The sequence below is a fragment of the Micromonospora sp. CB01531 genome (assembly GCF_001905095.1).
Lineage (GTDB): Bacteria > Actinomycetota > Actinomycetes > Mycobacteriales > Micromonosporaceae > Micromonospora.
Genome location: NZ_LWLS01000076.1, coordinates 39121 through 51831 on the forward strand (window position 1 = coordinate 39121; position 12711 = coordinate 51831).

13 protein-coding genes and 1 pseudogene are annotated in these 12711 nt (G+C 73.6%); 10 read left to right on the forward strand and 4 right to left on the reverse strand.

The genetic code is table 11. The annotated features are described in order from the left end of the window. The first annotated feature begins 1 nt into the window (after position 1). The 3 genes and pseudogenes from A6A27_RS22100 to A6A27_RS46125 all read left to right on the forward strand — a co-directional run bounded on the left by A6A27_RS22100 (position 2) and on the right by A6A27_RS46125 (position 2473). A complete protein-coding gene (locus A6A27_RS22100; protein ID WP_073836554.1) occupies positions 2-1759 on the forward strand; it encodes a PP2C family protein-serine/threonine phosphatase in 1758 nt (585 codons plus the stop codon). An 89-nt stretch (positions 1760-1848) separates the two neighbouring features. Continuing rightward, positions 1849-1950, forward strand: a pseudogene (locus tag A6A27_RS46120) (cobalamin-binding protein); the annotation flags it as partial. Positions 1951-2053: 103 nt separating this feature from the next. Then, positions 2054-2473, forward strand: a complete 420-nt coding sequence (locus A6A27_RS46125; RefSeq protein ID WP_241825390.1) for a cobalamin B12-binding domain-containing protein — start codon at positions 2054-2056, stop codon at positions 2471-2473. Here the strand turns inward: A6A27_RS46125 and A6A27_RS22110 are convergent. Continuing rightward, complete coding sequence (locus tag A6A27_RS22110; RefSeq protein ID WP_073836555.1) at positions 2446-4422, reverse strand: zinc ribbon domain-containing protein; 1977 nt, start codon at positions 4420-4422, stop codon at positions 2446-2448. The genes A6A27_RS46125 and A6A27_RS22110 overlap by 28 nt on opposite strands. A gap of 305 nt (positions 4423-4727) precedes the next feature. On the opposite strand from A6A27_RS22110, the gene A6A27_RS22115 reads away from it, so the two are divergent. From A6A27_RS22115 to A6A27_RS22125, 3 genes are all read left to right on the forward strand, one after another. Beyond that, positions 4728-5075, forward strand: a complete 348-nt coding sequence (locus tag A6A27_RS22115; protein ID WP_073836556.1) for an STAS domain-containing protein — start codon at positions 4728-4730, stop codon at positions 5073-5075. A gap of 69 nt (positions 5076-5144) precedes the next feature. Next, positions 5145-5591, forward strand: coding sequence for a response regulator (locus A6A27_RS22120; protein ID WP_073836557.1), 447 nt, complete (start codon positions 5145-5147; stop codon positions 5589-5591). Positions 5592-5723: 132 nt separating this feature from the next. Continuing rightward, positions 5724-6245 (forward strand): ATPase, encoded by a 522-nt coding sequence (locus A6A27_RS22125; RefSeq protein WP_073836558.1) that lies wholly within the window; start codon positions 5724-5726, stop codon positions 6243-6245. Between the two features lie 7 nt (positions 6246-6252). Here the strand turns inward: A6A27_RS22125 and A6A27_RS22130 are convergent, their stop codons facing one another. Further along, positions 6253-7086 (reverse strand): hypothetical protein, encoded by an 834-nt coding sequence (locus A6A27_RS22130; RefSeq protein WP_073836559.1) that lies wholly within the window; start codon positions 7084-7086, stop codon positions 6253-6255. Positions 7087-7417: 331 nt separating this feature from the next. Between A6A27_RS22130 and A6A27_RS22135 the strand changes: the two genes are divergently transcribed. After that, a complete protein-coding gene (locus tag A6A27_RS22135; protein WP_241825391.1) occupies positions 7418-8368 on the forward strand; it encodes an endonuclease/exonuclease/phosphatase family protein in 951 nt (316 codons plus the stop codon). A gap of 3 nt (positions 8369-8371) precedes the next feature. Here the strand turns inward: A6A27_RS22135 and A6A27_RS22140 are convergent, their stop codons facing one another. Then, positions 8372-8800 carry an OsmC family protein gene (locus A6A27_RS22140; RefSeq protein ID WP_073836560.1) on the reverse strand — a complete coding sequence of 143 codons (429 nt, stop codon included), beginning with the start codon at positions 8798-8800 and terminating at the stop codon, positions 8372-8374. Positions 8801-8940: 140 nt separating this feature from the next. Further along, a complete protein-coding gene (locus A6A27_RS22145) occupies positions 8941-9885 on the reverse strand; it encodes a serine/threonine-protein kinase (protein ID WP_073836561.1) in 945 nt (314 codons plus the stop codon). A 163-nt stretch (positions 9886-10048) separates the two neighbouring features. Here A6A27_RS22145 and A6A27_RS22150 point away from each other — a divergent pair, with 163 nt between their 5' ends. From A6A27_RS22150 to A6A27_RS22160, 3 genes are all read left to right on the forward strand, one after another. Then, entirely contained in the window at positions 10049-10282 is a 234-nt protein-coding gene (locus tag A6A27_RS22150) for a hypothetical protein (protein WP_073836562.1), read from the forward strand. Positions 10283-10459: 177 nt separating this feature from the next. Further along, positions 10460-11206 (forward strand): response regulator transcription factor, encoded by a 747-nt coding sequence (locus A6A27_RS22155; protein WP_073836563.1) that lies wholly within the window; start codon positions 10460-10462, stop codon positions 11204-11206. Beyond that, the gene (locus A6A27_RS22160) at positions 11184-12683 is read left to right on the forward strand and encodes a sensor histidine kinase (protein ID WP_073836564.1); all 1500 of its coding nucleotides are present in this window, start codon (positions 11184-11186) and stop codon (positions 12681-12683) included. The genes A6A27_RS22155 and A6A27_RS22160 overlap by 23 nt, the downstream gene beginning before the upstream one ends. Positions 12684-12711: the final 28 nt, after the last annotated feature.

Sequence of the window (12711 nt, forward strand, 5' to 3'; positions counted from 1 at the left end):
GGTGAGTGCTGCCGACGTCAGGGATCATGACCCAGGCGACGGACGGGCCGCCACGCCGAGTACCGTAGAGACTCCGACGTGGTCCGCCGGCGCTCCGGCGGCCGCCCTGCCGCCCCGGGCCCCGGACGGCGGCCTCGCCACTCAGGACTGGCCGGATGTAGTCGAGCACTTCCGAGAGGGCCTGATCGTCTGCGCCGCCGGCGGGGTGGTGCGTCACGTCAGCCCGGTCGCCGAGCGGCTGCTTCCCGAGGTCGTTCCCGGCGAGCTGCTCGCCGCAGCCGGAGTGACGGCGCTGACCGGCGAGGACCCGGCCGAGTTCACCCGCCACGGGCGCCGGCTGCGCGTCCGTCCGGTGCCGCTGTCCGCCGCCGGCCGCTGCTGGTACGTCGAGGACGTCACCGACAGCGTCGGCCGGGCCGACGCGCTGCTCGCCGAGCGGGCCCGCTCGGCGTTCCTCGCCGTGGTCGGCGAGAAGCTCGGCAACCCGCTGCACCCCGACCGGGCCGCCGCCGCGGTGGTCCGGCTCGCCGTGCCCACCGTGGCGGACGTCGCCGTCCTGGTGCTGGCCCCGCACTCCGGTCGGGCCCGCTGGTGGCGGGCCATCGGCTCGGACGGCGCGGTGTCGGCCGTGGACAGCGCCATGCTCGCCGCGACCGCCCTGCCCGCAGCGATCGAGGAGGGCCTCGCCGGCACCGAGCCGCACGCCCTGGACTGGCTGGTGGAGCAGGCCGCCGAGGTGGGCTGGCTGCCAGATCTCGACGGCACCGGGGCGACGGCCCGGGTGGTGCCGCTGCCCGGTCTGGATGCGCCCGCCGGTGTGCTGCTGGTCGCCCGGGCGGCCACCACCTCGTACGACGAGGCCGACCTCGACCTGGTCCGGGCCTTCGCCGCTCGGGCCGGCGCCGCGCTGACCACCGCGGTGCTCTACCGCGACCAGGTCGAGGTCGCCGACACCCTGCAGGCCAGCCTGCTGCCCGTCGAGCCGGCGCCGGCGAGCGGCGTGCAGTGGGGCACGGCGTACCGGCCGGCACAGGCCGGGCTGCGGATCGGCGGCGACTTCTACGGTTCGCACCGGCTCACCGACGGCGGTTCGGTCTTCTTCCTGGGCGACGTGTCGGGCAAGGGGGTGGAGGCGGCGGTCTTCACCGGCCAGCTCCGCCAGTGCCTCCAGGCACTGCACCGGGTCGAGCCGCAGCCGGGCCGGCTGCTGAAACTGCTCAACGACGCGCTGCTGGAGACCACCCAGGCGCACGGGCAGGGGCGGTTCGCCACCATGGTGCTGGGCGTGCAGCACCCGCAGCGGGACGGCGGCCTCACCGTGACCATGGCCGGCGGCGGTCACCTTCCGCCGCTGGTGCTGCGGGCCTCCGGCGAGGTCGAGGTGGTGCCGCTGAGCGGCATGCTGATCGGCGTGGTGCCGGATCCGCGGATCGGCGAGGTCACCGTACGGCTGGAACCCGGCGAGACCTGCCTGCTCTACAGCGACGGGGTGACCGAGGCACGGGGCGGCCGGCGCGGTGACGAGCAGTTCGGTGCCGAGCGGTTGCTGCGCACCGTCACCGGCTGCCACCGGATGCCGGCTCCGGCGTTGGCCGAGCGGATCGAGCAGGTGACCTGCGACTGGCTGGGCCACGGCGACCACGACGACATCGCGGTGCTCGCCTTGCGGGCCACCGGCCCGGGCACCCGGGCGACCCGCCACCTGCGCGCGGTGCCGACGGCCGGCGTCGACCGCCGACCGAGGGAGCTTCACGCGTGACCGCGCCGAGCGCCGAGGCCGACCCGGCCGCCGCCTACCCGGGCTTCCTGGAGTGCCTCGAGGCGGCCGACGAGTACGCCGCCGTTGAGGTGGCCACCGGCCTGCTGTCGGCCGGCGTGCCGGCCGAGCGGGTGCTGCTCGGTCTGGTCGCCCCGGCACAGGCCGAGGTGGGCGAGCGGTGGGCCCGCAACGAGTGGAACGTCGCCCAGGAGCACGCCGCCACCCACATCAGCGAGCGGGTGGTGGCCGCGGTCGCCGCCCCGCCCAACCCGCGACCGGATCGTGGTGGCCTGCATGGACGGCGAGTGGCACGCGCTGCCCGCCCGCCTGGTGGCCGAGGTGCTCCGACTGCGCGGCTGGCAGGTCACCTTCCTCGGCGCCAGCGTCCCCGCCGCGCACATGGTGTCCTACCTGCACCGGTACGACGCGTACGCGGTGGCCCTGGCGTGCGCGCTGCCGCTGCGGCTGCCGCACGCGCACCGGATGATCGAGGCGTATCGCCGCGCCGACGTGCCGGTGGTGGTCGGCGGGCGCGGCTTCGGCGACGACGGCCGGTGGGCCCGGCGGCTCGGGGTGCCGTGGGCGCCGGACGCCGCCGACCTGGTCGCCGACGAGCGGGCGCTGCACGCCGTGCCGCCCGCCCGGTTGGACCACCTTGCCGACGACGAGTACGCCAGCGTCCCTGATCAGCTTAGCGATCCTGAGTCGGAATGAGTTTCCGGGATCGTTTCCCACCGTGGCGGGGATGCGTGGGCGTGCAGGTGGAATCCTGCGCCCAGTGCTGCTCCTCGTGGCCGGTGGCCGGTGGTGGTGGGTGTGCTGATCGTGTTCACGCCCTGGTGCCGGTGGGCTGCGCGGGGCAGCCTGGGCCGGTCCGTTGGTGCGTGTCCCTCCGGACGCTGGCCCGCCGGGCTTTTGGGCCGAGTGGGGGAGGGTGCCCTGCGTCGCCTGGGCGCGGGGCGTGGTGGCTTGTGCCGGGTGGGGCCGGTCTTCGACCGGTCCCACCGGCTGCCTGTGGTGGTGGGGGTGACGACGGCGCTGGCTTCAAGCTCGTCGACGACCGAGCGGATCACCATGGCGCCGTTGGTCTTGTCGGTGACGGTTTTGGCCTGATGGGTGAGGCCGCGGGCGGCGATACGCCGCCAGGCGCCGTGGTCACGGTCGCCCTGCCAACCGCAGCCGGTGTTGGGGCAGCTGGCCCATTTCCATCCCGGTGTGGTGGGGCGGTCGGGGGCTTTACGGTGCTGTAGCGGGGTCAAACATTGGGGGCAGTGTTTGGAGGTGTTACGGGCGGGGACGGCGACCACGGCGATACCGTGCTCGGCGGCGAGGTGCCGCATCCGGTCGCTGATCTTTCCGCGGACCTGCTGGGACAGGCGCGTGTTCAGGCTGTGCCCCATGCCCTTGGCTTCCATCGACCGCAGGTCTTCCAGGTAGATGACGGACGCTCGGGTGGCGATCGCCTGGTCGACGGTCCAGCGGGCGGCGGCCCAGGCGAGCGCATCGTTCAAGTTCGAACGGCGGTCGGAGACGTGGCGGATCTCGCCGGTCAGCGCCTCGTGTTTCACTTTCAACTGCTCGTCGGGGCGGCCGCCGAGCAGCCGCGCGTACTGGTCAGCCTTCGCGTGCAGCCGCTCGGACAGGCGCCGGAGCCGGTGCTGCTTGGCCAGGACTCCGGCGGCGCGGAATTGTCCACCGGCCCCGAACGCCGTGATCCGCCCGTCCGCCTGTAGTCGTAGGGCGCCGGCGCTGAGGAGGGTGTTGAGGCCCCAGTCCACACCGACTGCCACGGTGTGGCCGGCGGCCCGGGCTTTCGGCACGACGTGCGTGTATGCCATGTCGGCACGCACCGTCCCGTCGGTGACGCGGAGGGTGGGCAGGTGCAGCACCGCCGAGGCGGGAACCGTGGACGGCAGCCTGGTCGGGCACTCGACCCACGTCCAGTCCCGATACCCTCGCGGCTCCGGACGGGTGGGCAGTTGCAGCCGCAGCAGCGCCCTCGCCGGGTCAGTGTCGCTGCGCTCGATCGTGGCCTGCTGCCGATCACACGCGGCCAACAGCAACATCCGCGGAATCCTCGGGACACCTTCCAACTCGAACACGTCCACCGGCAACCGACCATTGGCCTTGCCGAACGCGGCGACCTGCCGGGTTCGACCCTTGATGATGTTCGACGGCAGATGCTGCCCGCCGGGGATCGAGGCCCGAACCTGCTCCCACTCCGCGGGGGTGCGCTTACGCGGATCGGCCGGCCACGTCGACAGGACCCCGGCGGTCACCTCCGCACGCCACGCCGCCGAACGAAGAACACGCCCCGCCTGCTCCTGCGCCATCCGCACGACCCGGTCATTGACCCTCACACCCTGAGGCGCGGTCACCGTCCAGCCCAGCCGCCGCAGCGCCATCCACGCGTTCGACGGCAACCTCCGCCCACCCGCATCCACCCCGGCCGCCAACACCTCCACATCCACGCGGTTCCAATGCTCACCGATCAGCGCGGCCACCATGCCCGCCACCAGATCGGCACACCAACCGACCCGCTGCACCAGCACCGCCTGAGACAGCACCTCGCCGGTTGCCTCATCCACCCCCACGCGCAGCACAGCACGGGCACACGCGGTCCGGGCCATCTCACCCTCGGCCAGCCGCAGCTTCCCGCTCACCGACTCAACGCCTCAACACCGATCCAGAAAAACCGGCCTTTACCGCCGACCCACGCCACCGGAACCCTCCCCGAGCCAACCCAAAAGGTGATGCGCCACGGGGTGAACATCGACACGTTTCCCGGCCGTGGGAGCCGAAAACGTTCCACACAGGCCAATCTATGATCACTGATCATCGATAATCAAGTCGGTCAGCCTGGTGGCGCCGCCCCAGAGCTGACCGGCTCGACACGGGCCCCGGCGGCGACTCCGCGTATACTTGCTGCGCTGCAAGCGTCCGTGCTGGTTGAGCGAGAGGGGCCCCGGTGGCGTTCACCGTCACGTACGCCCGGCGGGACGGAGGTGGAGCCTGCCTCCGGCTCGCCGGCGAGCTCGACCTGAGCACCGCTCCACAACTCAACGCCGCCGTCGATCGGCTGGCCGCCGACGGGCACCACGAGTTGCTGGTGGACCTCACCGAGCTGACCTTCTGCGACTCGGTCGGCATCGCGGCCCTCGTCCGTGGCGACAACCACGCCTCCGCCGAGGGCGGCTGGCTGCGCATCACCGGGGCGACCGGCCGGGTGGCCCGGGTGCTGCAGGTGACCGGGCTGGCCGAGCTGCTGCGATACGAGGTGGACCTGCCTGACCCGGCCTCGCCGTCGGCCCTGTGATCGACTAGATTTCCCCGCCATAGGTGACCGCCCGGTCCCGTTCCGCCTTCGACCCGAAGCAGGTAAGTCATGGGCCCAGGCACCTCGAACCCGGTACGCATTCTTGTCGTGGACGACGACCCGGGTGACGTCCTGATGATCGAGGAGGCCCTGTCGGACTCGGACGTCGACAAGGTCATCGACGTGGTCAACGACGGGCAGGAGGCGATGGAGTTCCTGCGGCGGGAGGGCCGGCACACCGAGGCCCGGCGACCGGACGTGATCCTGCTCGACCTCAACATGCCCCGGATGGACGGGCGGCAGGTGCTCGGCGAGGTCAAGCGGGACGACGACCTGCGGACCATCCCGATCGTCGTGTTGACTACCTCCAACGCCGACACCGACATTCTCGGCAGCTACACCCTCCAGGCCAACGCGTACGTGACGAAGCCGATCGAACTGGACGACTTTAACGACGTGGTGCACCGCATCGACGAGTTCTTCGGCCGGGTGGCCGTCCTCCCCAAGCAGCGCTGAGTCGACGACGGCGCCAGGTCGCGGGCGATGCTCGGATACTGAACATTTTTTGGGAACCGCCGCGGCGGCAGCCGCGACCCCCGAGGATCGGCAGGTGGGGGAAGTGACACCAGCTGCCTGGGGGGCGACAGTATGAGGTTCTCCGTCGTTGAGACCGGCTATGACCAGCGGCAGGTGGATGCCTGCCTGGACGAGCTGGGTATCCGGTTGGTCCGGCTCGCGGCGCGCGCGGAGAGTGCGGGCGGCGCCGGCCGCGAGTGGGACCAGGTCCGGCAGGAGGCGGGCCAGCTCTGCGACTTCCTGCACCGGCGTACCGCACCGGTCGACGTCGAGGTGGCCGCCTGGCGGGCTGGGGCGTCGACCCTGGAACGGGAGGCGGCGGAGCTGGTGGCCCAGGCCCGCAGCGAGTTGGAGGCCGCCCGGGAGGAGGCCCGCCAGGTCCGCGAGCAGGCGTACGCCGAGGCGGTGCGGGCGCGTCGGGACTTCGAGGCGGCGCTGCTGGCCCGCCGCCGGCGGGCGGCCCAGACGGAGGAGATCCTGGCCGGGGTGCCGGGCGACGTGGTGCCGGCGGACACGCCGACCGCCGCCGCCGGGGTCCCGGCCACCCGGGTCGGTGCGGGCGGTCCCGGGCCGGCCGAGCGGAGCGCCGCCTGAGCGCTGCTCAGACCAGCGCCGCGACCACCGTGCTGGCCCGCTCCTCGTGCTGGGCGTACGCGTCGGGGAAGGCGGAGACCTGCACGGCCTGGGCGGCCTGGGTGACGCTCAGGTCCGCCCAGCCGGGCACCTCGTTCAGCGCCGTGAAGAAGGCGCGGGCCGCGTACGCCGGGCGCATCAGCTCGGCGACCGTGCCCCAGCCGCTGCTCGGCCGCTGCTGGAACAGCCCGACCGAGTCGTGGTCGGATCCGCTGCCCTGGTGCGGGTAGTCGTAGGACTCGGGCAGCACGTCGCTGGCGAGGTTGTAGAGGTTGCTCTCCTGCATGGCCGTGGCGATGGCCACGACGAGCGCCCGGCGCGGCATCTGTATGGCCCGCCCGACGTCGACGATCACCTTGGCGTTGTCCATCTGGAGCTGGTTCAGACCGGCGACCGGGCGGGGGCGCTTGGGCTTGGCCGGCTTCTTCGGGGCCTTCTTCTTCGTTGGAGTCGGGCTCGGTGTCGCGACCGGGATCGGGGTGACCGGCACGGCGACCGGGGGAGCGGTGCGGGTGAAATCCCGGGAGGCCGGCTGCTCCGCGGCGGCGCGGTCGGCGAGTACCTCGCGGACGGGCTCGTGCGGTTGGCCGGTGTCCTGGGCGCCGACGAAGCCGATCAGGCCGAGACAGCAGGTCACGCCGGCCGCCAGCGCGACCCGGGCGGGCGTTGACCGGAGCGGGCCGCGGCGCGGTGGTGCGACCCGGTGCCGTCCGATCCTCCGTTCGGCCGAGGCCCGGTCGGTCGTCAGGCCACACACGCACGTCTCGGGCTGGTTCTGCTGTGAGGGGTCGTCGGGGTGCACCCGGAGAGGCTAGAAAGCTTCGCGGCGGTTGCCACCAGGGTAGTTAGTGGCATGCGCCACAATTTGCCATGATCCGCCCCGGCAATACGCTCAGTGAGTCATGAAAGCTGCCCTTCCCTCCTTTCGCATTTGTCGGTAATAACGGGAAAGGTGAAATGAAGCGGGCGGATGATCATCTTTGCCCTGCTTCGCCCGCGCCTCCCCCGTTCGGCCCATGCGCACCCCCACCACCTGCGGTTTTCGGCTCGACCGGTGGGCCCAACCACACGGCGGTCGGGGTGTGCCGGCATCGCGGCCACCGGGGGTGGGCCGGCTCGATACGATGCGGACGGTGACGGAGCAGATGGTGGATGAGCGGGCCGCCGGTGACCCCGGCGGTCGCCCGGACCGGCGGGGACTGCTCGTCGGCCTCCTCGCCGTGCTGCTCGCCGTGCTGCTGGCCGGCCACCGGGTGGTGCCCAACGTGCACGGCCTGGGCAGCCTGGTCGACAGCGTCACCCCGCTGCTCGGTCTGGGCGTACCCCCGCTCGCACTCGCGGCCCTGCTGCGCCGGTCCCGGCGGGCGCTGCTGGCCGTGCTCCTGCCGGCGCTCGTCTGGGCCGCGCTCTTCGGTGCCGCCTGGCTGCCGCCGGCGGCCGGCACCGGGCCGGCCTCGATCCGGGTGGCCAGCCAGAACCTGCGCTCCGGCAACCCCGACCCGGCGGCCACGGTCGACGCGCTCGCCGGTGCGGGCGCGGACCTGATCGGGCTGCAGGAGGTCGACGACGGCGACCGGGTCGACGCGGCGTTGGGCCAGCGGTACCCGCACCGGGCCGCGGTGTCGACGGTCGCGCTGTGGAGCCGGTGGCCGATCCGCGACTCGGTGGGCGTGGACACCGGCCTGGGCTGGGACCGGGCGTTACGGGCCGTGGTCGCCGCCCCCCAGGGCGACCTCGTGGTGTATGTGGTCCATCTGGGCTCCGCCCGGGCCGGGCACACCGTCACCCGGGACGAGACCCTCGCCGCGCTGGCCGCCAAGGTCCGGGACGACCACGCCTCCCGCCTGGTGGTGCTCGGCGACCTGAACACCGCCACCACCGACCGGGTCTTCGCGCCGCTCACCCGGCTGCTGAACAACGCGCAGGCCGACGCCGGTCAGGGCTTCGGGTTCACCTGGCCGGCGGAGCTGCCGGTGACCCGCCCGGACCACGTGCTCTACCGGGGGCTCACCCCCACCGCGGCGGGCGTGCTGCACACGCCGGACAGTGACCACCGCGCGGTGACCGCCAGCTTCCGCTGGTAGCGGTCAGTGCCGGCCGCCGTCCGCCGGCGTGACGGTCAGCCGGTGGCGGCTGTTGTCGCCGCTGGAGAACGGCCACAACCGATCGGCGTGTACGACCAGGTCGGCCAGCTGGTCCCGGGTCAGGCCGGCGGAGGAGATCTCCGCGCGCACATCGGCCCGGTACCGGCCGTCGTCGTCGCGGCCGAGCCTCGCCTCCGCGGTCACCTCGACGGTGTGCGCCTCGTCGGTGATCTCGGCGGCCGCCTCCACCGCCGCATGGTGCAGGCAGGACGCGAACGCGGCGGCCAGCAGCTGCTCCGGCGTCAGCCCGGTGCAGTGCGGCGCCAGCGGGGACGCCAGGGCCGTGGAGAGGCCCCCGTCGCCAGTGCGTACGTGACCGCCCGCGGCGGTCGCCGTGGCTTTCTCGTGCAGCCAGGAACTCGGATCCGACATCGCGTTCCTCCCGTCGCTCACCCGCCCGGCTACCCGGCCGCCGCCGCGCGAAACCGGGCCGGGAACACCGCGGACGGCCCGCCGAGCAGCGGCGTGACCCAGCGCCTCCGGCGGCCGGATCCGGCGCGGGCGCGCCCAGGTCAGCGCGTCCAGGTCGGCTCGTCCAGGCCCATCGCCTCGGTCGACGTGCCGGCGGCCTGCTCGGTCCACGGGGACACCGGGGCCGGACGCTGCCGGGGCGCGGCCGGCGGCATCATCGGCACGTACACCCGGGCGTCGACCGCCTCCGCCAGCAGCAGCGCGGCCATCAGGCTGGTCGGGCGCCGGGCCGGATCCTCGGACAGGCACCGGCGGCAGAGGTCGGCGACCTCCGGCGGCAGGCCGTCGATCTCCGGCAGCGGCTCCGGCGCCTGCCGCCGGCGGCAGCCCAGATACTGGGTGGTGCTGCTGGCGGTGTAGGGCAGCCGACCGGTCAGGCAGTAGTAGAGGAGCACGCCGAGGGCGTACATGTCAGCCGCGGGGGTGGCCGGCTGCCGGTCCAGCTGCTCGGGCGCCAGGTACGCGGGAGTGCCGATCACCACGCCGTCCGGGGTCTGGTCGGGGGTGCCGGCCGGGGTGGCGATGCCGAAGTCGAGCACCTTCACCCCGGCCGGGGTGAGGATCACGTTCGCCGGCTTCACGTCCCGGTGCACGATCCCCTGCGCGTGCGCCGCGGCCAGCGCCGCGCTCACCTCGGCACACACCCGGACCCCGATCCGCCAGTCCAACGGGCCGCCCCGCAGGTGCGCGGCGAGCGTCTCGCCCTCGGCCAGCTCCATCACGATGTACGGCAGCTCGCGTCCGTCCGGGGCGGTGGCGGTGCCGAAGTCGTGCACGCTGGCCACGTTCGGGTGCACGAGGCGGGCCGCGGAGCGCGCCTCGCCCCGGATCCGCTCGACCGACGTGGCCTCGCCGTCCAGCCCGGGGGAGATCAGCTTCACCGCCACGGTCCGGTCCAGCACCAGGTCATGGGCCCGCCAGACCTCCGACATCCCCCCGACGCCGACGCGCTGTTCGAGCTCGTACCGCCCGCCCAGCGTCCTCATCGACCTCTCCTCGCCGTCGCTCCGGTCCGGGAAGCGCCCCGGTACTGCGGGTCGCGGTACCCAGGCCCCGAGCAGGGCAAACCGCCGGGGGTTTCGCCCGCCGGGCCGGCGGCGCGGGTAGGTTCCCGGAAGGGGTCGTGCCGGCGGGAACGGAGGGTACGCGGTGGCTCTGGTGCGCGTACGGTTCGTCGGCGGACCCGCCCACGACCTGGTCCGGGAATTGCCCGCCGAGCCGGACGGGGAGCCGCCGCGGCGGTGGATCATGCGGCACCCGGGCGAGCCGGCCGCTCCGCCCGGCGACGAGACCGACCACCTCTACGAGCGCGACCGGCGGGACGGCTGGGGCACCTGGACGATGCGGTACGTGCGCACCGAGCCGTTCGGCGCCACCGAGTGAGCGGGCTCAGGGCGGCCGACCGCCGCCCTGCCGACTGGTAACCCCGCAGCGACCCCGCCCGCCAGCCCGGCGGCGGCCCGCGCGGCCGGCCCGCGCGGGAACCCCGTGGGCAGCCGCACAGCTGGTACACAGGATCGGGACAGGCGCGGCACAGCGGGGCGGCCCACGATGGGGGACATGGTGATGGATGGGCAGGCCATGCGGGGTCGGATCGAGCTGCGCCGGCCGGACGGCGAACCGGTGCGCGTACTGGTGGTCGACGACGAGCCGACGCTGACCGACCTGCTCGCGATGGCCCTGCGCTACGAGGGCTGGGAGGTAACCACGGCCGGCAACGGGACGGCCGCGATCACCACCGCCCGGCAGGTCAAGCCCGACGTGGTGGTGCTCGACGTCATGCTCCCCGACCTAGACGGCTTCCAGGTGCTGCGCCGGCTGCGCGAGGAGACCCCGAGCGTGCCGGTGCTCTTCCTCACCGCCCGGGACGCGGTGGAAGAGCGGATCGCCGGGCTCACCGTCGGCGGGGACGACTACGTCACCAAGCCGTTCAGCCTGGAGGAGGTCATCGCCCGGCTGCGTGCCCTGCTGCGCCGCTCCGGGTTCGCGGTCGCCACCCGCGAGGAGGCCGTGCTCACCGTCGGCGACCTCAGCCTGGACGAGGACAGCCACGAGGTACGCCGCGGCGCCGACCTGATCACCCTCACCGCCACCGAGTTCGAGCTGCTGCGCTACCTGATGCGCAACCCGCGCCGGGTGCTCAGCAAGGCACAGATCCTCGACCGGGTCTGGAACTACGACTTCGGCGGCCAGGCCAACGTGGTCGAGCTGTACATCTCGTACCTCCGCAAGAAGATCGACGCGGGCCGCGAGCCGATGATCCACACGCTGCGAGGCGCCGGGTATGTCCTCAAGCCGGCGGAGTGACCTGGCCGGCCGGCTGCGTCGCCGGCTGGCCGGCTGGTCGCTACGCCGCCGCCTCGTGCTCTCCGTGGTGGCGCTGCTCGCCCTGGTCAGCGTCGGCATCGGCGGGCTGACCACGGTCGCCCTCCGGCACTTCCTGGTCAACCAGGTCGACAAGCAGCTCACCATGAGCGACCGGCGCGGCTCCAACGTGCCGCCCTGGTTCCGCCCCGGCGATTCGAGGCGGCTAGGCCCCAACACCGAGCGGCCGGAGCCGCCGCCCGGCTTCCCACCCGGCTCGATCGCGATCCGGATCGACGACGGAGTTCCGACGGCGACGGCCCGAACCGAGTCCGGGGGAACCGAAGCCGTGTCCGCCACCGACGTCACTGCGGTTGCCGCGCTGCCGCTCGACGGGCGGCCACGTACCGTCGAGGTCGGCGACCGCGGTGACTTTCGCGCGACCGCCCATCGGGCGCCCGACGGCGACGTGCTCGCCCTCGCCATCCCGCTCGCCAGCGCCGAGCAGACGGTGATGTGGATGGTCGTCGCCCAGGCCGGGGTGATCGTGGCGGGTCTGATCATCGCCGGCGGCCTCGGCGCGCTGATCGTCCGGGCCACGCTACGCCCGCTGAACCGGGTCGCCGCCACCGCCAGCCGGGTCACCGAGCTGCCGCTCGACCGCGGCGAGGTGGCGCTGTCGGTCCGGGTGCCGGCGGCCGACACCGACCCGCGGACCGAGGTGGGGCAGGTGGGCGGCGCGCTCAACCGGATGCTCGGCCACGTCGCCGCCGCGCTCGCCGCCCGCCAGGCCAGCGAGACCCGGGTACGCCAGTTCGTCGCCGACGCCAGCCACGAGCTGCGTACCCCCCTGGCGGCGATCCGCGGGTACGCGGAGGTGGCCCGGCGCGGCCGGGACGAGGTGCCGCCGGACGTGGCCCACGCGCTGCGCCGGGTGGAATCCGAGAGCACCCGGATGACCAGCCTCGTCGACGACCTGCTGCTGCTAGCCCGGCTGGACTCCGGGCGGCCCCTCGCGGCCGAGCCGGTGGACCTCACCGCCCTCGTGGTGAACGCGGTCAGCGACGCGCACGTGGCCGGCCCCGACCACCGCTGGCAGCTGGACCTGCCGGACGAGCCGGTGAGCGTCACCGGCGACGCCCACCGGCTGCACCAGGTGCTGGCCAACCTGCTCGCCAACGCCCGGGTGCACACCCCGCCGGGCACCACCGTGACCACCCGGCTGGCGCCGGTGACCGACGGCGTCGAACTCAGCGTCACCGACGACGGCCCCGGTATCCCCGCCGACCTCCAGCCGGAGGTCTTCGAGCGTTTCGCCCGCGGCGACAGCTCCCGCTCCCGGGCGCACGGCAGCACCGGGCTCGGTCTGGCCATCGTGGCCGCCGTGGTGGAGGCCCACCACGGCCGGGTCGACGTGGCCAGCCGTCCCGGCCGGACCACCTTCACGGTGCGGCTGCCGGGATCCACAGCCGACGCATAGGTCGTTCATGGGGCCGGACCAGCGGGCC